The organism is Shewanella mangrovisoli (assembly GCF_019457635.1).
In the GTDB taxonomy this organism is placed as follows: Bacteria; Pseudomonadota; Gammaproteobacteria; order Enterobacterales; family Shewanellaceae; genus Shewanella; species Shewanella mangrovisoli.
This window is the reverse complement of record NZ_CP080412.1, coordinates 2,772,516-2,793,456: the sequence shown is the minus strand read 5'-3', so window position 1 is coordinate 2,793,456 and position 20,941 is coordinate 2,772,516. Positions and strand designations below refer to the sequence as shown.

The following is a 20,941-nucleotide window of genomic DNA, read 5'->3' as shown; positions in this document are numbered from 1 at the left end:
GAGATAGACAATGAAATTTAGTCCCCTGCTTGACGAGTTAATTCAGTCCCTGCGCTGTTTGCCAGGGGTTGGGCCGAAATCGGCTCAACGTATGGCGTTTCAATTGCTTGAGCGCGATAGAAAAGCTGGGCTTAAATTAGCCTCGGCACTGTCGAGTGCCATGAGCGATATCGGTCATTGTCAGTCTTGCCGAACCTACACTGAAGAAAGCCTCTGTCCGATTTGTGCTAGCCATAAACGCGGGTCTTCGTCGACGATTTGTGTGGTCGAAACGCCGGCCGATGTGTTAGCCATTGAAGCGGGTGGACATTTTACTGGTCGCTACTTTGTATTGCTGGGCCATTTATCACCACTCGATGGGGTGGGGCCTGAGGAGTTAGGCTTGGCGCTATTAGAGCGTCACTTAGCCTCGGGCGATGTTGCCGAGCTTATCCTCGCGACCAATCCCACGGTAGAAGGTGAGGCCACCGCCCACTTTATTGCCGATATGGCACGGCGCCATAAGGTGGTGATCAGCCGTATCGCCCACGGCGTCCCCGTGGGGGGCGAACTGGAATATGTCGACAGCACCACCTTAGCGCTGTCCTTCAATGGGCGTATCCCGCTGTAGCGAGTGATGAACTCAAGATAAAACCCGCTAGCCCAGTGCTTGCGGGTTTTTATTTTATGGGCGCAGGATTATTTGAATAAAAAGTATTGAGCATATGGTCTTAGTGTTCTTGTTCACCGCGTTAGCATCCCTCATTTACGGCTGACTCCCCAAATATCTGGGCCATAGGCCGTGTTTTTGCCCCAGATTGCCTTATTTTTCGCCATTTGATCTGTGATTTTATCTCCCCCCTTGAAAAGTGGATTTACAGCCCCATTTTATTAATCACTAAGCGTTTGCTTTAACCAAATTGCGTAACAAATAAGGAAAATTTCATGTCACAACAAGAAACTCATGGTTTTCAAACTGAAGTCAAACAGCTGTTGCATTTGATGATCCATTCTTTGTATTCCAACAAAGAAATTTTCTTGCGTGAACTGGTCTCCAACGCTGCGGATGCGGCCGATAAGCTGCGTTACCTTGCGTTGACCAACGACGCGCTATACGAAGGTGACGGTGAGCTACGTGTGCGCATTAGCGCAGACAAAGAAAAAGGCACTGTAACCATCGAAGACAACGGCGTAGGTATGACCCGCGATGGTGTGATTGAGCATTTAGGCACGATCGCTAAATCGGGCACCGCTGAATTCTTTAAAAACCTCTCTGGCGAAGCCTCAAAAGATTCGCAATTAATCGGCCAGTTCGGTGTGGGCTTCTATTCCGCCTTTATCGTGGCGAAAAAAGTCACTGTACGCACCCGTGCGGCAGGCCATAAGGCCAATGAAGCCGTATTGTGGGAATCGGAAGGTGAGGGCAGTTTCACCGTCGATACCATCACTAAGGCGAGCCGTGGTACCGAGATTACCCTGCACCTGCGTGATGAAGAGAAAGAATTTGCCGATGAGTGGCGCCTGCGCTCCATCATCACTAAATACTCAGACCATATCTCTGTACCAGTTGAAATGTGGCAGGAAGGCACCCCTGAGCGCGATGGCCCAGACGGTGAAAAAATCCCTGCAACCGAAGGTTACTGGAAGGTCATGAACAAGGCGACTGCGCTGTGGATGCGCAATAAGTCTGAGATCAGTGACGAAGAGTACCAAGAATTTTATAAGCATATTTCCCACGACTACACAGACGCACTGCTGTGGAGCCATAACCGCGTTGAAGGTAAACAGGAATACACTAACCTGTTGTATATCCCTTCAAAAGCGCCATGGGATCTGTGGAACCGCGACCGTAAGCATGGCCTGAAACTCTTTGTTCAGCGCGTGTTTATTATGGATGACGCCGAGCAGTTTATGCCATCTTACCTGCGCTTTGTGCAGGGTTTGATTGACTCAAACGATCTGCCGCTGAACGTGTCACGCGAGATTTTACAGGACAACCACATCACCAAAGCGATGCGCACCGGTATCACTAAGCGCGTGCTGGGCATGTTGGAAAAACTGGCAAAAGACGATGCAGAAAAATACCAACAATTCTGGGCCGAATTTGGTCAAGTGTTGAAGGAAGGTCCAGCGGAAGACTTTGCAAACCGTGAACGTATTGCCGGCTTATTGCGTTTTGCGTCTACCCATACGGGCAGCGCGGCACCGACTGTGTCACTCGATGACTACTTAAGCCGCATGAAGGAAGGCCAAAACAAGATTTACTATATCGTTGCCGACAGCCACGAAGCGGCCGCCAACAGCCCACACTTAGAACTGCTGCGTAAGAAAGGCATCGAAGTGTTGCTGATGTCAGAACGTATCGACGAGTGGTTAATCAATCACTTAACCGAATACAAAGAGAAGCAACTGCATTCAGTGACCCGTGGCGAGCTGGAATTAGGTGAGCTGGAAGATGCGGCCGAGAAGGAAGCGCAGGAGAAGCTTGCCGAAGAGTCTGCGCCATTGGTTGAACGCATCAAGGCGGCATTAGGCGCTAGCGTGGCCGATGTGAAAGTCACTTCACGCTTAACCGATACCCCAGCCTGTGTGGTGACGGGTGAAGGTGAGATGTCGAGCCAGATGATCAAACTGATGCAAGCTGCGGGTCAGCCAGTGCCAGAGGTCAAGCCGACGTTTGAGGTAAACCCAGCGCATCCATTAGTGTCGCGCTTAAACGATCTTCAAGATGAAGCCGCCTTCGCCGATTGGTCGAATCTGTTATTGCAACAGGCGCAATTGTCGGAGAAGGGCAGCTTAGCCGATCCATCGGCCTTTATTAAGCTGATGAACCAAATGCTATTGGCGAACCTGAAGTAAGGCATTCGGGGCACTTGAGTCGAGACACAAGTGCCCCGATTCCGTTTTAGGCACCGCAAAGAGCATTATCCTAGGGCATTTCTCTACAGAGGTGCCAGTTTGGGAGTAAGGAAAACCATGGACAATATCCTCGATCTAACGAAAGACAATATTCAGCAAGTGGTTGATGCTTCGATGCAGCAACTGGTGGTGATGGTGTTTTGGGCCCAGCCACAGCCGCAGAGTGTTGCCATGGTGCAAACACTCGAGCAGCTTGCCGCGCAGCATGCTGGCCGTTTTGTGCTGGCGAAAGTGAACTGCGAAACCGAGCTGGAAATCGCTAACTATTTCCGCATTCAAGCACTACCGACCACCTTAGTGCTCGATAAGGGCCAGCCAATCGATGGCTTTGCGGGCATGCAAGAGGCGGTGCAGGTGAGCGCTATGCTGGAGAAACACTTGCCACCCCTATGGCAATTACAGCTTGAGCAAGCCAAAGCCCTGTTAGCCTTAAGCCAAGTGTCGGCGGAGGATTTATCCACGGCGGCCGTGTTACTGAAAGACGCCTACAGCGCCTCAAATCAGGCGGCCGAGGTGAGTTTAGTGCTTGCCGATGTGTACTTGATGCAGGGGGAACTCGCTCAAGCGCAGCTGCTACTCGAACAGATTGGCCTTGCCGATCAAGACGGTTATTACCAAAGCTTAAAGGCGAAATTAACCCTTGCTTTGGATGCGGCGGACACGCCAGAAATTCGTGATTTGCAGCAGAAGTTCGAGCATAATCCGCAGGATTTAGTGTTATTACTCGAACTTTGTAAGGCCCTGCATTCGGCCCATCGAGACGAAGAAGCGCTCGCACATTTATACAGTGTGTTATCTAAGGATTTAACCGCTGAAAATGGCAAGGTAAAACAAGTCTTTATGGAAATTTTAACGGCGCTTGGGCAAGGCAATAGTCTGGCGAATCAGTACCGCCGTAAGCTCTATACCTTGCTCTATTAAGGATTAAATTGGCCGCAAAACTGCGATTTATTTACGGTTTCTGAGGCTAAAGTCGAAGCTAAAAGCCTTCTCAATGGCGGCCAGATGTGCGAAGATCGCCGCCCTAAGAAGAATATCAATGCGAAAAAGAGGACTCTTGAGATGCGCATTATCCTATTGGGCGCCCCAGGTGCCGGTAAAGGTACCCAGGCCCAGTTCATTATGGAACAGTATGGTATCCCACAAATTTCTACTGGCGACATGTTACGTGCTGCCGTTAAAGCCGGTACTCCGCTGGGTTTAGAAGCGAAGAAAGTGATGGATGCAGGCCAACTGGTTTCTGATGATCTGATCATTGGACTGGTTAAAGAGCGTATCGCACAGGACGACTGTGTTAAAGGTTTCCTGTTAGACGGTTTCCCACGCACTATCCCACAAGCGGATGCGATGGCGGCAAACGGTATCAGCATTGATCACGTGATCGAAATCGATGTGCCAGACGAAGAAATCGTTAAGCGCATGAGCGGTCGTCGCGTTCACCCAGGTTCTGGCCGTGTTTACCACGTGGTATTCAATCCACCTAAAGTGGAAGGCAAGGATGATGTGACTGGCGAAGACTTAGCAATCCGTCCAGATGACGAAGAAGCCACAGTGCGTAAGCGTTTAGGCATTTACCACGAGCAAACTAAGCCATTGGTTGAATACTATGGCAAAGTGGCTGCGGCGGGTAACACTCAATACCACAAGTTTGATGGTACTCAGTCGGTAGCGGCTGTGAGTGAACAGTTAGCCAGCGTGCTGAAATAAGCATCATTCGCTAAATTCGAGAACAAGTTCTCATATTAGGAAAAAGCCTGCTATTGCAGGCTTTTTTTATTGGCAACTGAATGTTAGCCTGCCGAGGTATTTGGCTGATAAAAGGTAACACATTGACTTCTCCCTCTCCTGCGTTTGGCGTGTTATTGGTCAATCTCGGCACGCCTGATGAACCCACTCCCAAAGCGGTTAAGCGATTCCTCAAACAGTTTTTAAGTGATCCTCGGGTCGTCGATTTGTCCCCTTGGCTGTGGCAGCCGATTTTGCAGGGGATAATCCTTAACACCCGACCCGCCAAGGTGGCCAAACTTTATCAGAGCGTATGGACGGAGCAGGGCTCACCGCTGATGGTGATAAGTGAGCAGCAGGCGCAAAAGTTAGCCACGGATCTGAGCGCGACCTTTAATCAAACCATTCCGGTAGAACTCGGCATGAGCTATGGCAATCCTTCGATTGAGAGCGGCTTTGCCAAACTCAAGGCCCAAGGCGCCGAACGTATCGTGGTGCTGCCGCTGTATCCACAATATTCCTGCTCCACTGTCGCTAGTGTGTTCGATGCTGTGGCGCAGTATTTTACCCAAGTGCGTGACATTCCTGAGCTGCGTTTCAGCAAACAGTATTTCGACCATGAAGCCTATATCGCGGCTTTAGCACATTCGGTTAAGCGCCATTGGAAAACCCTCGGGCAGGCCGATAAGTTGATTTTATCCTTCCATGGTATTCCGTTGCGGTATGCCACCGAAGGCGATCCCTATCCTGAGCAGTGCCGCGCGACGGCCAAGTTATTAGCGCAGGCGCTGGAGTTAACCGAAGGGCAATGGCAGGTGTGTTTCCAATCCCGCTTCGGTAAAGAAGAGTGGTTAACCCCCTATGCCGATGAGTTGCTGGCCGATTTACCTCGCCAAGGCGTAAAAAGTGTCGATGTCATTTGCCCAGCCTTTGCCACCGATTGCCTTGAAACCTTGGAAGAAATTTCCATTGGCGGTAAAGAGACTTTCCTGCATGCGGGCGGCGAGGCCTATCACTTTATTCCCTGTTTAAATGATGATGAGCTCCATATCGAGCTGCTCAGGCAACTGGTGCAAGAACAAGCTCAACCTTGGATACGCGCAGAGTGACGGTAAATTTCTCCCGTTGAAACCGAAACACGGCCTAGTTTCATGCTGATTTTATGGTAGAATCTGCGCCCTTTGTGGCTCGGGAGTGGATTTTTTATCTCTCTAGCCTAGACTCATTATTTTTAGGACACGATGAGCCAACGCTCGTTGTAATGCCCATTAGCATGGATGCCAGGAAAAGAGAGCCACTATGAAGTTTCCCGGTCAGCGCAAATCGAAACATTATTTCCCGGTCAAAACCCGTGACCCATTGCTTGAGCAATTAACCCAGCAACCTCAACCCTTTGCGACTTATGTCAGCGGTATAGATCAAACCCTAGTGGATATCGAAGCCAAGGTAGAGGATGAGTTGCTCAGCCGTTATGGTTTACCTAAGGGCAATTCGACTCTGATCAATGACGAGCAAGCGCATGCCCTGTATACAGAGCTGAAACAACACGGTTTGATCAGTGATGAGTTCGCGGGCGGCACTATTGGTAACACAGTGCACAATTATTCTATTTTGGCCGATGACCGCTCAGTGCTGTTTGGGGTGATGAGCCAAAATATCGAAGTTGGTAGTTACGCCTACCGTTATCTTTGTAACACTTCCTCTAAGGTTGACCTTAACTTCCTGCAACCCGTCGATGGTCCTATCGGCCGTTGTTTCACGCTGATTTCGGATTGCGGTGAGCGTACCTTTGCGATCAGTAAAGGGGCGATGGACAAGTTAACCCCAGAATACATTGATAAAGACGTAGTGCAGGGCAGCTCTGCCTTGGTATTAACCGCCTATTTAATGCGCGCCAGCGGCGGCGACAGGATCACCGATGCGGCCATGTGTGCGATTGAATACGCCAAAGCCGCCGACGTCCCCGTGGTATTGACCTTAGGCACCCGCTTCTTAATCGAAGAAGATCCCGTTTGGTGGCAAAACTTTATCCAAGAGCATGTAACCATTTTGGCGATGAACGAAGATGAAGGCGAGGCCTTAACCGGATTTCGCGATCCGCTGCTTGCCAGCGAAAAAGCCCTCGAGTGGTGTGATATGGTGTTAACCACCGCGGGCCCCATCGGGCTTTATACCGCAGGTTATACCGATGATGCCGAAAAGCGTGAAACCAGCCATACACTGCTGCCCGGTGCTATCCCCGAATTTAACCGTTATGAGTTCTCGCGTCCGAAGTTGAAGCGTGACTGCGAAAACCCGATTAAAGTGTTTGCCCATATTTCGCCTTACATGGGCGGCCCCGAGAAAATCGGCAACACTAACGGCGCCGGTGATGGCGCGTTATCGGCGTTATTGCACGATTTGGCGGCCAATACCTTCCACAAGACCAATGTGCCAGGCTCAAGCAAGCACAAGCGTGATGGTCTGTGTTATTCGTCATTCTCGCAAATTTGTAAGTACGCTAACCGCGTGGCTTACGAGGTGTTGGCGCAGCATAGTCCGCGTCTCTCCCGTGGTTTACCTGAGCGTGAAGACAGTTTAGAAGAATCCTACTGGGAAAGATAAGTCAGTACTGGCTTGAGTAAATAAGGGCAATAGCGGCAAACCGTTATTGCCCTTGTTGTTTTTTGGGATAGACGAAAACTTGAGCCAATGACGTTTTCTCAACAATTAACCCTGTGGATGTTAATTTTTGCTACAGGCAGACCCGAATAAATGATAACGTTAGCTGAATCACTGCTCCCAATAACAGCGAATATTAAGGTGGAATTTCGGTGAAAGCGCAGATCTTAACAGAAATGAAGGTACTCAAGACAATCGATCCTGAGTTCGAAGTGCAGCGCCGTGTGGCGTTTATTAAATCTAAACTGCAAGCTGCCCGCAGCAAAGCCTTGGTCCTTGGGATCAGCGGTGGTGTGGATTCGTCGACAGCGGGGCGTTTATGCCAGTTGGCCGTTGATAGCCTCAATAGCGAGTATCCTGACGGCGGTTATCAGTTTATTGCGGTGCGCTTACCCTATCAAATTCAAAAAGATGAGCACGAAGCTCAGCAAGCTTGCCAATTTATTCAGCCGACCAAATTAGTCACCATCAATGTGCATCAAGGGGTCGATGGTGTGCATCAGGCGACTTTAACTGCCTTTGTCGAAGCGGGATTGCATTCACCGGATGCGGCAAAAGTTGATTTTATTAAAGGTAACGTGAAAGCGCGCATGCGCATGATTGCCCAATATGAGTTAGCCGGTTTAGTGGGCGGGCTTGTAGTGGGAACCGATCATAGCGCCGAGAATATCACCGGTTTTTATACCAAATGGGGTGATGGCGCCTGCGATCTTGCGCCTTTATTTGGCCTTAACAAACGCCAAGTACGTCAAGTTGCGGCATATTTGGGCGCGCCAGAGTCCTTAGTTTATAAAGCGCCAACCGCGGATTTGGAAGACAATCAACCGCTACTGGAAGATGAAGTCGCGCTCGGGCTGACCTACGAGCAAATCGATGATTTCCTTGAAGGGAAAGAAGTCGGCAAGGATATTGAAGAAAAACTTATCAATATCTACAAGGCCACGCAGCATAAGCGTCAACCTATCCCCACTATTTACGATTAATTTAAGACGGTTACCGTCTGAAAACTAAAGAAAAGCACCCTGATGGGGTGCTTTTTTATGTGCGAAAGCTTAATGCCATCTCGCCAAGTTGGAGCGAGCCTATTTGGATCAAGCTGAGTCCTATTCTTTAGCTTTGTTTCGCTTGGAGATGGTTACGCGTCAGGGCAATCAAAGCGTTTGAGTATTGGCGATAGTCTAAATAAGGCGTGAGCAGTACACAGCTTAAGTGTCCAGACTGCGACTGCATCGCTGCCGTGACGTCTTGCAGTTTAGCCTGTGAGTCTTGCATTAATTGCGGGGCCATTTGCTGCACAGTTTGCAGGTTAGTTGTCTGCTTATTGTCTCTTTGCTGAGGGGCCGTGGTGATATGGTTATCGGCTGCAATACCTAATGCCGTGGCGGCAGCTTGCCCACAGACAATATGAATCTTGGCATGAGGCGAGAGGGTATTGGCACCTATTAGCAGCATTTGCCGCTGTTTGAGTAATAAGTTGTCGCGATAATCGCGCCAATCCTCTCCGGGCGCGCAAAATTTTGCCATAATTGTGAAGATCTTACGCCAGTGATTGCCATTTAAGGCGATGAGTTCTGCTATCGCGTTATCTTGCTCCCAATGCCAATCTTCAGGTAAGAGTGGGGGATTGGGGAGATAAAACGCATAGGTCGCTGCGGCTGGGCCAATATGCATAACAGTCGAATATGGGAATAAAAGTGGGGTGGATTTTACCCTAACTTAGGAATACAGCCGAAACTAAATTGTCGCGAGATCAAATCTTAAATATGAAAGTTGAGGTTTTTTTTTATCTAACCTTATAATTTGATTGCGCATTTTATGGGATCCAAGGGACGAGAATGAAAGCCATCATCATAGGCTCAACCAAGCATTTATTTTTCGCGGCATTTTATGCCTGTTTGGGGATCGCCGTCGCCCTGTTGGTGACAGGCATACATTTTCTCAATGCCAGACCCGATCTCTCCCTTTGGCACACTACTGAACTGAAAAACGAGTTTCGCTACAACACTAAATTAGACAAATTCAGTGATTACATCGCCTTAGAAGATAAGTTATTTGCCGAAGTGGACAATAAGGTCCTTAAAAAAGTCTCGGCGACGGATGCTTCACCCGTGAATCGCTACGTTAAAAACAGTCTGTCGGATCCCGCCCGTTGGCCCCATAACTGGAATCGCACCTTCGAGTGGCCTAAGGCCAATGCGCCCTTTGGCGTACTGTTGCTCCATGGTATGTCCGATTCGCCCTATGCCATGTCCAATGTGGCAGCACATTTTAAGGGGAAAGCCCATGTACTTGGCTTAAGACTCCCAGGCCATGGCACCATTCCAAGTGGTTTAACGAGCCTCTACTGGCAGGACTTAGCCGCGGCGGTGAACTTGGCTACGGCGCATATGAAACAAGAGCTTAAAGGTAAACCTCTGTTTGTGATTGGTTTTTCAACGGGCGCCGCGGTAGCGCTAAACCATGAACTTGAGCTTATTAATCAGGAGAAAGATCCCGATTATGCGGGAATGATTTTTATGTCGCCCGCTATTGGGCTTGCACCGATTGCGGCTGCTGCTCGTTGGCAGAGTTGGATTGGCCGTTTACTCGATTTAGATAAATTGCAGTGGAACAGTATTCAGATGGAATACGATCCCTTTAAATACACCTCTTTTGCGGTGAACGCCGGCGATGTGGTCTACCAATTAGCGCTGCGTAATCAAAGTCTATTAAGTGGGTTAACACCTGCACAACGTGAGCATATTCCTGACATATTAACCTTTCAATCCGTTGCAGATGCGACGGTTTCAAGCGCCGCGGTGGTGAACCTGCTTTACCAAGTTTTGCCCGAGAAAGGCCATGAGTTAGTGTTGTTTGATATGAACCGCACTGTGATCAACAGTAAATTGATGGCAAATGATCCGCTGCTCGCGTTATTACCGGCATCCTCCGACTCTATCCATTACCGTGGCACCTTGATTGAAAATCAGGATAGCGAGACGACTCAGGTTCAAGCGCGGGAGTTCGGCTTTATACCTCAAGATAATAGTATGCCAGCGCTGGAAAGCTTATCTTTGCATTGGCCTGCGGGGGTGTATTCTCTGTCCCATGTGGCCTTACCCTTTAATGAAGATGATGGATTATACGGCATTAAAACCAATGAAAAATTACACCGGATCCAAATTGGCGCTGCCTCATCCCGTGGCGAGCGTGGGGTGTATAGCGTGCCTGCCGCGGAAATGTTACGCCAAAAATGGAATCCGTTTTTCCCCTATATGCTGACGCGGATTGACCAATATCGTGCCGCGCATATGCCCGATTAAACTGTGACTAGGGTGCAAACCACGCAGTTGCGCCCTTGTTCCTTAGCCTTATACAGGTTCTCATCCGCTTGTTTTAACCAAACTTCAAGCGTTGAGCTGTAAGCGGCATCGGCAATGATGGCGCCTATGCTGACTGTGACGCTAAAAGTGACTTGATCGGCTGGGTTCGTAATCACCACGCTGGCGAGTTTTTCGCGGAAGCCATTAAGATGTTGCTCAACTTTCAAGGTATTACACATAGGTAATATCAAGACGAACTCTTCACCGCCATAACGACACAGCAAATCGACATCACGCTTAAAGTGACTCGTTAACACTTCCGCCATCACCCGTAGGCATTCATCGCCCGCCAGATGGCCGTAGGTGTCATTCACTTTTTTAAAGAAGTCGAGGTCGAGTAATACTACGGCAATGGCATCTTGGCCCCGTTCACACAAGTCTTGAATTTTCAGGAATTGCTTTTCGGTATAACGCCGATTGTACAAATTGGTGAGGGAATCCCGCTCGGCCATATCCTTGAGTTTGCGGTTAGCGATTTCCAAATCCATAGTGCGCTGTTTTACTTTATCTTCTAACTCGAGTTGATGACTAAGCAGCGCTTGCTGATTGGCTTCTAAGCTCTCGTACAGGCTATAGATTTCCTTTGGCGTACTGTTATCGAGTAGCTCGTGTTCAAACTTTTCCTCATTGATACTGCCGTCTTTCTTTTGGCTAAAATGTTGCGCCAGTAAGGCGAGGGGAGTAGTCGTTAAACGGCTGATTGCTTTGGCGATAATAATGGCGCCGACCATACTGAGTAACAGTAGCACTATGGTCTTAGTATATTGCTCTTGGGCTAAGGTAAGCAGAGGGATAAACGGCTCAACCACATACAAATGCCAACCATTTTTGAGTTTATGGTGGGCGTAAATATACTCAGGCGTTTCAGTATCCTCCTGATTGATATTCATCAACTGTAATCGCGTGCGATACTCAGTGCTACCCGTGACATAGTTGAAAGGGGTTAAGGGTTGTAGACCGAGTCTTTCCGAGGCGTAAACAATATTTTTCTTCTCATCCAATAAGATAATGGATTGCGTCTCATGGTGTTGATTTTGCTTGTCAATATTGGAGAAGTAACTTAAATCGAGACTGCCCTCAACAATGCCAATCGCAGTTTTAGACTCTTCTTTAGAGATCGGGGCACTGATGGCGATGATGATGATGTCCTTGCCGAGCCCACGGCCAATAAATACCGGCGAGACAAAGGTGTTATGGTGAATAAAAGCTTGGGTAAAGTAATCCCTATCCAGCACATTCACCTTTTGTGGTAACAGCTTAACTTGGTTAAGTTTCTCAAGTGGACTGCCCGCCACTATGTCGCCATCTTCATTGGCGATAAACATAGTCGTAAAACTGGGGGTTAACCCTTGAACACTATCGAGGACGAGTTGCCATTGTTCGAATGGCAAACCCGATACGCTGATAAATTTACCTATGCTGGCAATAGTACGGGTGTTAGTGCTGATATAAGTTTCGGTGGCGTGGCCAAGGGAGATCCCTGTGTCATTGAGGTTTTGATTAATCAACACCTGTTGTTTATCCATAAAATAATGATTAAACACGAGGGATGAGGTCAGTAAGCTGATGGTGGTAATCAAAATAAACAGATAGCTAAGCTGCGCACTCATGGTTCGGCGAGTATGGTTTACCAGCTTATCTTTTAAGTGCCACAAACTGGGGAGTGCCACCACACAAAGCTCACCTAAGGTAGTGTAGAAAATGCCATTAAAAGCTTGTTTTACCGTGGTAAAGGGAATGTGGTAAGTCGGCATCCCCGTGATGAGCCACAGGTATAAGCCCATTAATGGCAAGCCTAATAACAGCCAATAACAAATGCTGGCGTAGAGTATGGGGAAGTCTCTGCGCCGCGCAAACCCTAACCACAGCGCCTCAAGCAAAAACACCAGATACACGTGGGCACTGGACCAAGCCAACATCAAACCCGTTGCCGTAAATAGGGCTGTAAACAGGGCATACCAAGGCCCGAGTAAGATGGCCACAATCACCACCGCCGCGTTGCCTAAAATAAGCTGGACGTTGGCAAAAAGTGGAATAGGGTAGATGTTGAGCACTAAACCCAGTAGGCCGAGAAAGGTGGCTAACTTTAGATGGGCAATATTCAGAGCTGATACACGCAAAGATAAGTCCCTTTAGTCAAAATTATGCTTAAAAAGCAATCGATTGCACTGAAACTATAAATTATATCTAGCTTAGCAGAAGTTTCTTAATTTGATATTGAACAGGTGGCTTAAGTTGGTCTTAGCTCACAGTCTGGCATTCACCATGGTTTTACCTGCTAGCGGCTATATGGTTTCTGGCAAAAAATCGCCACACAGACCAGAAACTAAGCAGTTGATCAAACTCATTTCACTAAGCACTTGCACAGAGGCGAGGCAATTGCTAAAGTCTGGCTCACTTAAGGTGAACCCCACTCAATAGCATCTTAAGTAACAAGTGCTTAAGCTTATCTAAGATAGTTTATTTAAGCACGACATTTTCGGTATGTAGCGCAGCCCGGTAGCGCACTGTCATGGGGTGTCAGGGGTCGGAGGTTCGAATCCTCTCATACCGACCAAATTCATAAACAATAAAGCCTGCAATCTTAATCAATTGCGGGCTTTTTTGTGTCTGTGATTTGGCATTTTACTGCTTAGAGGTGGTGAAACGGTGGTGAAATGGGGGTGAAACGGATTTCAAAATAACAGTGGCCATGTATGCTGGTTGCCTTAGTTTTATTTATGGCTAATTTTAATCTCAGCGTGTGGAACTTCGGTCCATTGCAGATGATCCCGCACATAGATTTTGGTGGATTTAGCATCGGTGTGAGCCATCCGACCTTGAGGGTCAACACCCATATCAGAAAACAATCTGGCAGATAGCGCGCGGATCTCGTGGAAGGTCGGGCGCTGGCTCATTTCTAAATGGTCGCACAGACCTAACTCATCCCTTAATGCCGAAAAGGCTCTGCTAAGGTAATTAGGATCAAGCTGATAGCGGTGGTCTGTGGCCACACTTTGCTTATTGAGTTTGTCTGGTCGGCGATGAACCACATAAGGGCAAAGTAACCCGTCGCGGCTTTTATCGATAATGGCCTTTAATACTTCACCAATCGGTATGGCCACATGGCTGGCTTCTTTTTCTTCTACCTTTTGGCGGTGAATAAATAGGGTGCCATAAATGCCATCGACAGGTTCATCAAACCATAGACAACCGCATTGGCCGTCCTTAGGTTTTTTAATGCTGTATTTAATCCGCGACACTTCAAGGCGGGCTTGGGTTGATTGCAACGCAAGATCCATTGCTGTTTGTAACCACAATGGCGCCGCGGCATGGATTTGTTGATACACTTCAAAGCTTAGGCGTTGGCGTTCTTTGCCTTTGGTCTTACGCTTTTTCATCTTTCGAGAGGCCGGATTATCTAACATGATGGACTGGTCGATCGCGTAGTTAATCAGTTTCTCTAAGAACCCCAACTTACGGTTATGCACATTGGGGCTGGCATCAGGATGATATTGGTTTAAATAGCCGTTGATATGCTCAAGGCTAATATCTTGGCTGCGAACCTCCGCAAAATAGGCTTTAACCCGTTCGGCATCGTTGCGCATGGTACTGGCCAGTTGTTTACTTGGCATTTCTTCTTTAAAGATCAGTTCTAACAGTCGGTCCACATGGCTGGCAAAGGACTGGCCATTAGCCAGAGGCGATTCACTCGAGGCTTCAATCAACTGATCCACACTTAGCCCAACAGTCGGTCGCATAATGCGGTTGTACTCAACCGCAATTTGAATCGCCTGCACCTTATCTTTACCGAGTGTTTTGCGAACACCATTTACCAACGTAAAGCGGTAAGTGCCCTTAGAACTATCAAACAAAAGGTGCTGGGGCAGATTTTTATTGTGCGACTTTTTTGGGCGAACCATGATAATTACCTTGAGGCTGCAATTAATTCAGACACCGCGCTGCTAACGGCAGGCGCCACGCCAAAGTGTTGGTCTTCATAAACATACACCTTGTTATCAACGATGATCCCGCGGATCACACCACGTAAAATCCAACCTTTAATGGTGCGATTTTGTGGCGCCGAATTAGCTGCAAACTCACGTTCAGACCATTCACTGGCCCTCATTAGTTTGGACGGTTTTTTATAGGACATTTTAGACTCCTAGTAGCTCTAATCGAGCGATAACGGCTTGTTCACGACCTTCAGTTGTCGATAAATCGAATTTAGGGCGCTGGCTGAGAATGACAACTTGCTGTTCAAGTTCAGCGACCTTGGCTTTAAGTTCTGAGTTTTCTGAAATTAGATGATTCATTCGATCATTCATCGTCATGCTGCACCTACCTGCGTTAAACAACCTTCATCCTCATCTTCTTGCCATTCACCAGATTCGATTAATGCTTTGGTGCATTGACTGCAAATTTGATGAGTACGGCCGCAATGTTCGACAAAGGTTGGTCTATGCGCTTCACAGAAATAACCCTCGCAGCTGATCTCATTTTCTCCATGCATACCACCGCATGCATAAGCAAGACCTCGGTCGATTTGCTTATGGCAACCAGGATGATCACAGGTTGCAGGAAAGGCATAGCCAATTGGCCTGCCTTTACTGTCGGTACCACAGTTAGCCCATCCCATAATTCCCCCCTATTGTTGAACTAATACAACTTCACCATCAGAAAGAATGGCGCCAGTAACTTGCCAGTTACCGAACATCACTCTATACCCTTGGTTTTCACACGCTTGTATGGCGTCACGTAAGCCTTCAAGTTCATTGCCTGCTGTAGCGTTTAAATTTGCGATAGCATCAACCAATAAACTTGGCGACTCCTTACGCTGGTGCAGCATCATGGCGAAGTTGGCAACGTCCTCGAATGTGCCTTCGTTGCCTTTGCTTAAGTGTTCAACTAATGCCGCGGCTAATTGCTCTCCTGAACACTGCGCTGGATCATCCCAACCACTGCGGCCTTTAGCTCTGGCGTAGGCCATTTTTGAGCGCATCGCATTGGTGAATCTGTCGATGCCTATATCATCGATATGGGTTGAGCGATCCAATTCCATGGCTTTAATTTGGTCTTTCAATTGCTGAACCTCGATGCCAAGCTTTTGCTTAAATCGTGCGAGCTCGCTGGCAGGAACGTAAACCCCAAGGCCTTCTACGTTGATTTGGCTTGAGCCGTTGCCGTCTAATAACACTCTGCGTTTAGTCATGCTGCATCCGCCTTTTGTTCGCTGGTATTTGAAACTGGCTTCATAAAAACGAGCCAATGTGTTAAACCCTTGCGGCCACTGATATGGCCAAATAGTGGTTTAATTGGTGCAAGTTCTAAAACTTCACGAACTTTTATCTGAGTTTCATTCCACTTAAAGATTAAAACGCCGTGAGGTTCAAGAACTCGTAAGCACTCGCTAAAGCCTTTCGTTAGATCGTCGCGCCAGTTATCACTTAGCTTTCCGTACTTAGCTGCAAGCCAGCTTTTAGGGCCCGCGCGGACTAAATGAGGCGGGTCGAACGAAACCAATTTGAATGTACAATCAGGAAATGGCAGCGCACGAAAATCCATTAAAGTATCGGGTTCAATATTGACTGTTCGTGAGCCATCATGTTTGCCATGACTACGGTCAGTAACGGTAATCGTCTCGCTACGAATGTCTCCAAAGATTACCGCTGGATTGGTTTTGTTATGCCACATCATTCGACTTCCAGAGCATGGATCTAAAATTGTCTTATCCATCAGTTACCATCCTTTGCTGCTTCAGTTAACTTGAGCTTCGACTCTGCATTAAGCGCAAATATCTCAGCGTCCGCTTGGCTAAAGTTGCTGCACTCAATGGCGTTAAACACCTTACTAATTCCCCAACCCTGACAATGGTTAGGGGTGTACTTAACTTCGATTTGTTGTTGCTCGCACATCAACGTGGAGTAGGGCTTAGATAAAGTCACGACACCCTCTTTAGTGCTGAACGTGTTCATGCGACCTCCTTGTTATTGCTTGAGTGACTATGGTGCGGATGGCATGGCAACCGCATTGAGTGATATCGATACGAATGCACAATGGTGCGGTTAATGCCTTTGGCGAGGTTGATTAGGTCGTTGCCTAATGCTTGCCAGTACAGGCAATCGAGCGCGCCCAGTGCCAACGCAATTTGTACCTTGTCGCCACTCGCGGCCTTTAATCGCAAGTTCGCTTTATGGCTACGGTAATGGTTTAACAGGTGTCGAAACGCCGCGACTTGCTTCATCTAGGCCACCTGTTCTGTTTGCGGAGTTGTTTGCAGCTTGGCCCAGTCGATGGCTTTAATGGCCTCAACCTTGGCGGCGATTTGTTCTAACTTCTTTTGCCCGCGCACAAAGTTCGACACTTCAATACCGTGGCGCGCAGCTGCGCGTTCGGCGGGTAGGGCACTGGTGTAATGCAGCGTTAATGCGGCAATGACGTCGGGCGAACTAATGCGCGTAAGCGAAAGCAATAACTCAATGCGCCGTTTGGATTCAAAGCCTGGGAGTAAGTAGTTCATGCTGCTTTCCTTCTCTTGTTTGTTCGCTATCCGTTGTTAAGCGGCGATTTCGCCGTTGTAGATTTCCCAAGCGATGATTTCTTTCTTGGTTTTGGGGTTCACTTTGCCAGTGGGCTTGCGATAGCGAATATGCAGGTCGCGGCATTGGTCTTGGCGTTGTGCCAGCGCGATAAACTGGCTGCACAATGCAGGGGTAGAGAGCGAATGCGACAGCTTTTGCGGGCGCATTTTTTCGTACTTCGCTTCGGCCATTTCAGTTAGCTTGGCTTGGTACTCAGTTGGGCTAAGTTCGCGGCGGTTAGGGTAGGTGCCTTCGTGTAGGCTGCACTTTTTCGCCGCTTCTTTTCTCGCTAGAGTCATGGATACGCCGTATACAAAGAACATGGTTTCTCTCCCTCGGTTGCCGCTACAGATGCCGATAGTTGCTAATGCGCTGCCTGTGGGGCAGGCATAAGCTGATGCACATTGTTTGGGGCTTGGTCGTTGCGCCAAACGGTGATGCTGCCGTGTAAACCCTGCTTGGGTTCGGTAAAGCGCAGGCTAAAGCTGTTGCCGAGTTCGCCAGCATGGCCAAAAAACTGTTTATGGAAGGCTGGGCTAGGATGGTTGTAAGCAAGGTGCTTCACTAAATCGTTACAGCGCTGTTGTACCCGTGGGCAATCCATTGGGTTTTGGTGGCCTTTGGTCACGGCCATCAAGCAAGCAAAACGAATCGCTACCAGTAAACGAAACTCGTCACGCTGTTTTGCTGAGGTTTGAACTTTCGCTAGAATCATTTCCCTGTCCTCGGTTATGGGGTACAAAGTGAAAGATAAGATAACTTACTGCAAACGTCAAACGATAAGATAACTTATTTTTTGGTGTTTTTGTTTTGGTGATTTTTTGGGCGAGTGGTAATGTAGAGTAAGCGATTGAACTAAGGAGGGTTTTATGATGATTTTAAATGGAGTTTGCAGCTCTGCTATTTTTTGTTTGATGGTGATATTGACATCGGTGCAAAGTGCGTATGCCACGATCTATAAATGTCATATAGACGGTAAGCTAGTCCTTCAAGATAAGGAGTGTCCAGAAGGTGTGAAACAGACTATGGTTAATATCGATGAAAAGAACCCTGTAGCTAATTCAAGTGGTAGTTCCCATAGGAATTTATTAGAGTCTTACAAGCATATTAGCGAGCCTGTTAGTTACGTTTCATCACTCTATGGTGCACAGGTTAACCGCGCAGGGAGCTTTACTGTATCTGATATATATAATGAGGTTTTATTTGAATCATTGGCAGGTTTTGTTACTTTTGTCGAAATTAGATTTAAGAGCACATCACCCTGCTCACAAAGTAACTATTATAACTATGCTGAATACAGTCGTTTACTTGGTTTAGATATTACTTTGATGTCTAAATTATCGGGTACTGCTCATTACGCTAATTCATTTAAAGATTTTAAAAATAGATTAAAGGTTACATTCATGTGTCCATTTGACGGTAGTGAGTATAGCGCAAGTTTTAGCCAAAGTGGTTTTTTAAATAATCAATAGTTTCATTAATAGATGTGTAGAATGGGATATAATAGAATGGCTGATATCATCGCATTCAAAAATTGTCCAACTGTGTTCAGTCTAAGCGTCACTGTATCAGCCAAATAGTGAAATTTAGCCACAATAAAATAACGGAGTAATTGTGAAAATATTACCCAGCTTTATATCTGAAGAGTTATATATTATTAGAGCATTTAATAATAAACAAGAATCACAAATTTCTGAATTTATAGATGATATTGAACAGCATATTGAAGTAACAGAAGTTGAACAATGGTTTCAATTTTCAGCTGATGATAAGGAAATCAGTATTAAACAAATCGAGCATATAGAGGGTATTACCGAAGAGGAATATGATTTACGTGAAATGTTTACTGAAATAATGCCAATCTATCAACGGCAAGCAATGCTTTTAACGTTATGGGCGGCGTTCGAGTTTGAAATGGAGAAAATGTATATTCACGTCTCTGGCCAAGAAAGCTTGCCGAAAAAGAAAAGTAAAAAAAATATAAGTAAGCTTAGGCATATGGTTAATTGTTTCAGTAAAATAGGTATACCATCCGCACCAACCAAGGACTTTTTATCTTCAGTAAATACACTTGATGAAGAAGTTAGAGTAATTCGTAACGCTTGGGCTCATGATGGTGGGAAAGATCTCAAAAATAAAATTGCTAAAGGATCTTTTGGTGTAGAAGTGAAATATTCACAAATTGTGATTAGCAAAGAATACATTCAAAGTGTGATTTCGCTAATGCACATTGTTTCACAAGAGCTAAATAAATCGGTAAGAAGTTTTGTAATAGCAGCTAACAAGTAAAAACAGATAGGTACATAAATGAATCGCAGTTTGGCAATTTTATTAGTTAGGGAGTATTAGAAGTGGCAACATGTTACCACTGGGGTGGTTCTAACATAGCAGATTGTAGGACTATTTCACCAGACATAGTTTATCAAGATAAAAATGGGCATCACTTCTGTTTATTGCATACCCCGAAGTATTACATTGCAGCGAAGGGATTTTTTATTGGTGAAAAGGCTGAATACAACCCTAAATCACGTCAATTCGATAAAAGTCAGTTTGATAAGCAGATTGAAGTTTTGATAGAAAAACAGCAAAACGAACAGATGATTCGTTTTGATAAAATTTATTTTCCTGAAAGTTACCCTAACACATTTGACTCATGCTGTCAGCAAGAAAAGATATTTCAGTTTAACGGTTGTTACAATTTAGGATCATTTTCTAACGGAAAAATTAAATCTTTAAGAATTAATAATTGTGAGATGGATGGGTTTCATGCTCATAATATGGAGATAGAAGAGCTTTTAGTAACATCTTCTACAATTAACAGACGCTCTGAGCTTCGTGATAGCAAAATTGGGACTATGGTATTTCATACATCAAAATTTGACTGCCGATTAAGGATTAACCGGGTAGAATGGTGCAAGGAAAATATCTATAGCTGTTCAATTTATTTCGACGAAATGATATTTTCTCAAGACGTTGAAATAAATAATGTTAAATATAATGATAATTCAGAATTTCGTATAGTTAACTCAGTTTTCGATAAAAACCTTTACTATCATGATAATGAAATTAGAGATTTCATAAATTTTAAATATTGTAAGTTTAATGGTGGTAAGGCATATCTTGAAAATATTGATGCTAGAAAAATAAAGCTATCCTCATTAAATCTAGAGTATTTAAGATTTACTAATTGCAAATTTCCTGACAAATATAAAGAGATAGAGGATGATTCCACCTCTAAAGCTGAAGAAATTTACAGAGAACTTAAGAAAATTGCATTTGACCAAAGAGATTATTCGCTTGTGTCAAAGTGGCATTTTTTAGAAAAAGAAATGGCTACTGTAAATGCAAGAAATGACAAAAATTACTTGGTATATTTTTTTCTTATAACCTATAAATATCTTAGTGGGTATGGCGAAAAACCTTCGCAAGCAATTATTTCTCTTTGTATATATATTTCATTTGTGCTGGGAGTGCTTTCCTTAGTTGGGGTAGCTTATACTGGTTTCGGTTTTCATGTTAATTGGAGTGTAGTTCGTTCCATATTTTTTAGTTTAAGGGATTTTTTACCTTTCTTTGTTATGCCAACAAAGGAGACACTGCTCTCATATATTGAAGGGGACTGGTTATTATTAATTATGTATAACTTTTTAGCTGGGTTTGGGCGACTATATTGTGTTGTACAGGTTGCATTGCTCACATTTGCTATTCGCAACAAAATGAAACGCTGATGAAGGA

At 46.1% G+C, this 20,941-nt stretch carries 24 protein-coding genes and 1 tRNA gene; 12 read left to right on the top strand and 13 right to left on the bottom strand.

The features are described from left to right. The first annotated feature begins 10 nt into the window (after positions 1 to 10). From recR to nadE, 7 genes are all read left to right on the top strand, one after another. Positions 11 to 610, top strand: coding sequence for a recombination mediator RecR (gene recR / locus K0H60_RS12295; RefSeq protein WP_023265729.1), 600 nt, complete (start codon positions 11 to 13; stop codon positions 608 to 610). A gap of 314 nt (positions 611 to 924) precedes the next feature. Beyond that, positions 925 to 2,838, top strand: coding sequence for a molecular chaperone HtpG (htpG, locus tag K0H60_RS12290; RefSeq protein ID WP_089067609.1), 1,914 nt, complete (start codon positions 925 to 927; stop codon positions 2,836 to 2,838). A gap of 117 nt (positions 2,839 to 2,955) precedes the next feature. Beyond that, positions 2,956 to 3,819 (top strand): co-chaperone YbbN, encoded by an 864-nt coding sequence (locus K0H60_RS12285; protein WP_220055915.1) that lies wholly within the window; start codon positions 2,956 to 2,958, stop codon positions 3,817 to 3,819. A gap of 141 nt (positions 3,820 to 3,960) precedes the next feature. Then, positions 3,961 to 4,605, top strand: coding sequence for an adenylate kinase (adk, locus tag K0H60_RS12280; protein ID WP_220058159.1), 645 nt, complete (start codon positions 3,961 to 3,963; stop codon positions 4,603 to 4,605). Positions 4,606 to 4,685: 80 nt separating this feature from the next. Continuing rightward, positions 4,686 to 5,732 carry a ferrochelatase gene (gene hemH / locus K0H60_RS12275; protein WP_220055914.1) on the top strand — a complete coding sequence of 349 codons (1,047 nt, stop codon included), beginning with the start codon at positions 4,686 to 4,688 and terminating at the stop codon, positions 5,730 to 5,732. A gap of 190 nt (positions 5,733 to 5,922) precedes the next feature. Beyond that, complete coding sequence (locus K0H60_RS12270) at positions 5,923 to 7,227, top strand: inosine/guanosine kinase (RefSeq protein ID WP_220055913.1); 1,305 nt, start codon at positions 5,923 to 5,925, stop codon at positions 7,225 to 7,227. Between the two features lie 209 nt (positions 7,228 to 7,436). Beyond that, entirely contained in the window at positions 7,437 to 8,267 is an 831-nt protein-coding gene (nadE, locus tag K0H60_RS12265) for an NAD(+) synthase (protein ID WP_220055912.1), read from the top strand. Between the two features lie 127 nt (positions 8,268 to 8,394). Here the strand turns inward: nadE and K0H60_RS12260 are convergent, their stop codons facing one another. Further along, positions 8,395 to 8,955, bottom strand: a complete 561-nt coding sequence (locus K0H60_RS12260; RefSeq protein ID WP_220055911.1) for a DUF6942 family protein — start codon at positions 8,953 to 8,955, stop codon at positions 8,395 to 8,397. A 164-nt stretch (positions 8,956 to 9,119) separates the two neighbouring features. On the opposite strand from K0H60_RS12260, the gene K0H60_RS12255 reads away from it, so the two are divergent. Beyond that, positions 9,120 to 10,586, top strand: a complete 1,467-nt coding sequence (locus tag K0H60_RS12255; RefSeq protein WP_220055910.1) for an alpha/beta hydrolase — start codon at positions 9,120 to 9,122, stop codon at positions 10,584 to 10,586. Here the strand turns inward: K0H60_RS12255 and K0H60_RS12250 are convergent. Next, positions 10,583 to 12,766, bottom strand: coding sequence for a sensor domain-containing diguanylate cyclase (locus tag K0H60_RS12250; RefSeq protein WP_220055909.1), 2,184 nt, complete (start codon positions 12,764 to 12,766; stop codon positions 10,583 to 10,585). The two genes, K0H60_RS12255 and K0H60_RS12250, sit on opposite strands and share 4 nt — an antisense overlap. 360 nt (positions 12,767 to 13,126) lie before the next feature. On the opposite strand from K0H60_RS12250, the gene K0H60_RS12245 reads away from it, so the two are divergent. Continuing rightward, positions 13,127 to 13,203 (top strand) — tRNA-Pro (locus K0H60_RS12245). 157 nt (positions 13,204 to 13,360) lie between these two features. Here K0H60_RS12245 and K0H60_RS12240 read toward each other — a convergent pair. From K0H60_RS12240 to K0H60_RS12190, 11 genes are read right to left on the bottom strand one after another with little or no spacing between them, the layout of a single operon-like run. After that, a complete protein-coding gene (locus tag K0H60_RS12240) occupies positions 13,361 to 14,548 on the bottom strand; it encodes a site-specific integrase (RefSeq protein ID WP_220055908.1) in 1,188 nt (395 codons plus the stop codon). Positions 14,549 to 14,553: 5 nt separating this feature from the next. Continuing rightward, positions 14,554 to 14,781: a hypothetical protein gene (locus tag K0H60_RS12235; protein ID WP_025007743.1), complete on the bottom strand. Its 228-nt coding sequence runs from the start codon at positions 14,779 to 14,781 to the stop codon at positions 14,554 to 14,556. A gap of 1 nt (position 14,782) precedes the next feature. Next, on the bottom strand, positions 14,783 to 14,941 hold the full coding sequence (locus tag K0H60_RS12230; protein ID WP_220055907.1) for a hypothetical protein: 159 nt from the start codon (positions 14,939 to 14,941) through the stop codon (positions 14,783 to 14,785). A gap of 14 nt (positions 14,942 to 14,955) precedes the next feature. Beyond that, the gene (locus K0H60_RS12225; protein WP_220055906.1) at positions 14,956 to 15,264 is read right to left on the bottom strand and encodes a hypothetical protein; all 309 of its coding nucleotides are present in this window, start codon (positions 15,262 to 15,264) and stop codon (positions 14,956 to 14,958) included. A gap of 9 nt (positions 15,265 to 15,273) precedes the next feature. Then, complete coding sequence (locus K0H60_RS12220; RefSeq protein ID WP_220055905.1) at positions 15,274 to 15,837, bottom strand: hypothetical protein; 564 nt, start codon at positions 15,835 to 15,837, stop codon at positions 15,274 to 15,276. Beyond that, positions 15,834 to 16,361 carry a class I SAM-dependent methyltransferase gene (locus K0H60_RS12215; RefSeq protein ID WP_220055904.1) on the bottom strand — a complete coding sequence of 176 codons (528 nt, stop codon included), beginning with the start codon at positions 16,359 to 16,361 and terminating at the stop codon, positions 15,834 to 15,836. The genes K0H60_RS12220 and K0H60_RS12215 overlap by 4 nt, the downstream gene beginning before the upstream one ends. Further along, positions 16,361 to 16,600, bottom strand: coding sequence for a hypothetical protein (locus tag K0H60_RS12210; protein ID WP_220055903.1), 240 nt, complete (start codon positions 16,598 to 16,600; stop codon positions 16,361 to 16,363). The genes K0H60_RS12215 and K0H60_RS12210 overlap by 1 nt, the downstream gene beginning before the upstream one ends. Then, entirely contained in the window at positions 16,597 to 16,869 is a 273-nt protein-coding gene (locus tag K0H60_RS12205; protein WP_220055902.1) for a hypothetical protein, read from the bottom strand. The genes K0H60_RS12210 and K0H60_RS12205 overlap by 4 nt, the downstream gene beginning before the upstream one ends. Further along, positions 16,870 to 17,145, bottom strand: a complete 276-nt coding sequence (locus K0H60_RS12200; protein ID WP_220055901.1) for a hypothetical protein — start codon at positions 17,143 to 17,145, stop codon at positions 16,870 to 16,872. 36 nt (positions 17,146 to 17,181) lie between these two features. Further along, entirely contained in the window at positions 17,182 to 17,529 is a 348-nt protein-coding gene (locus tag K0H60_RS12195; RefSeq protein ID WP_220055900.1) for a hypothetical protein, read from the bottom strand. Positions 17,530 to 17,570: 41 nt separating this feature from the next. Further along, positions 17,571 to 17,921, bottom strand: coding sequence for a hypothetical protein (locus K0H60_RS12190; protein ID WP_220055899.1), 351 nt, complete (start codon positions 17,919 to 17,921; stop codon positions 17,571 to 17,573). A gap of 154 nt (positions 17,922 to 18,075) precedes the next feature. Between K0H60_RS12190 and K0H60_RS12185 the strand changes: the two genes are divergently transcribed. From K0H60_RS12185 to K0H60_RS12175, 3 genes are all read left to right on the top strand, one after another. Next, positions 18,076 to 18,678, top strand: a complete 603-nt coding sequence (locus K0H60_RS12185; RefSeq protein WP_220055898.1) for a hypothetical protein — start codon at positions 18,076 to 18,078, stop codon at positions 18,676 to 18,678. Between the two features lie 142 nt (positions 18,679 to 18,820). After that, the gene (locus K0H60_RS12180) at positions 18,821 to 19,495 is read left to right on the top strand and encodes a hypothetical protein (RefSeq protein WP_220055897.1); all 675 of its coding nucleotides are present in this window, start codon (positions 18,821 to 18,823) and stop codon (positions 19,493 to 19,495) included. A 62-nt stretch (positions 19,496 to 19,557) separates the two neighbouring features. Further along, positions 19,558 to 20,934 (top strand): hypothetical protein, encoded by a 1,377-nt coding sequence (locus tag K0H60_RS12175; protein WP_220055896.1) that lies wholly within the window; start codon positions 19,558 to 19,560, stop codon positions 20,932 to 20,934. The last annotated feature ends 7 nt before the right edge of the window (positions 20,935 to 20,941 follow it).

What these genes read in the sequence shown, in the direction of transcription:
- K0H60_RS12210 (WP_220055903.1), bottom strand. Translation starts at nt 16,600, where the DNA reads ATGAACACGTTCAGCACTAAAGAGGGTGTCGTGACTTTATCTAAGCCC.
- K0H60_RS12255 (WP_220055910.1), top strand. Translation starts at nt 9,120, where the DNA reads ATGAAAGCCATCATCATAGGCTCAACCAAGCATTTATTTTTCGCGGCA.
- htpG (WP_089067609.1), top strand. Translation starts at nt 925, where the DNA reads ATGTCACAACAAGAAACTCATGGTTTTCAAACTGAAGTCAAACAGCTG.
- K0H60_RS12200 (WP_220055901.1), bottom strand. Translation starts at nt 17,145, where the DNA reads ATGAACTACTTACTCCCAGGCTTTGAATCCAAACGGCGCATTGAGTTA.
- K0H60_RS12195 (WP_220055900.1), bottom strand. Translation starts at nt 17,529, where the DNA reads ATGTTCTTTGTATACGGCGTATCCATGACTCTAGCGAGAAAAGAAGCG.
- K0H60_RS12215 (WP_220055904.1), bottom strand. Translation starts at nt 16,361, where the DNA reads ATGGATAAGACAATTTTAGATCCATGCTCTGGAAGTCGAATGATGTGG.
- K0H60_RS12205 (WP_220055902.1), bottom strand. Translation starts at nt 16,869, where the DNA reads ATGAAGCAAGTCGCGGCGTTTCGACACCTGTTAAACCATTACCGTAGC.
- K0H60_RS12285 (WP_220055915.1), top strand. Translation starts at nt 2,956, where the DNA reads ATGGACAATATCCTCGATCTAACGAAAGACAATATTCAGCAAGTGGTT.
- hemH (WP_220055914.1), top strand. Translation starts at nt 4,686, where the DNA reads ATGTTAGCCTGCCGAGGTATTTGGCTGATAAAAGGTAACACATTGACT.
- K0H60_RS12240 (WP_220055908.1), bottom strand. Translation starts at nt 14,548, where the DNA reads ATGGTTCGCCCAAAAAAGTCGCACAATAAAAATCTGCCCCAGCACCTT.
- adk (WP_220058159.1), top strand. Translation starts at nt 3,961, where the DNA reads ATGCGCATTATCCTATTGGGCGCCCCAGGTGCCGGTAAAGGTACCCAG.
- K0H60_RS12260 (WP_220055911.1), bottom strand. Translation starts at nt 8,955, where the DNA reads ATGCATATTGGCCCAGCCGCAGCGACCTATGCGTTTTATCTCCCCAAT.
- K0H60_RS12220 (WP_220055905.1), bottom strand. Translation starts at nt 15,837, where the DNA reads ATGACTAAACGCAGAGTGTTATTAGACGGCAACGGCTCAAGCCAAATC.
- K0H60_RS12235 (WP_025007743.1), bottom strand. Translation starts at nt 14,781, where the DNA reads ATGTCCTATAAAAAACCGTCCAAACTAATGAGGGCCAGTGAATGGTCT.
- recR (WP_023265729.1), top strand. Translation starts at nt 11, where the DNA reads ATGAAATTTAGTCCCCTGCTTGACGAGTTAATTCAGTCCCTGCGCTGT.
- K0H60_RS12225 (WP_220055906.1), bottom strand. Translation starts at nt 15,264, where the DNA reads ATGGGATGGGCTAACTGTGGTACCGACAGTAAAGGCAGGCCAATTGGC.
- K0H60_RS12185 (WP_220055898.1), top strand. Translation starts at nt 18,076, where the DNA reads ATGATGATTTTAAATGGAGTTTGCAGCTCTGCTATTTTTTGTTTGATG.
- K0H60_RS12190 (WP_220055899.1), bottom strand. Translation starts at nt 17,921, where the DNA reads ATGATTCTAGCGAAAGTTCAAACCTCAGCAAAACAGCGTGACGAGTTT.
- K0H60_RS12230 (WP_220055907.1), bottom strand. Translation starts at nt 14,941, where the DNA reads ATGAATCATCTAATTTCAGAAAACTCAGAACTTAAAGCCAAGGTCGCT.
- K0H60_RS12270 (WP_220055913.1), top strand. Translation starts at nt 5,923, where the DNA reads ATGAAGTTTCCCGGTCAGCGCAAATCGAAACATTATTTCCCGGTCAAA.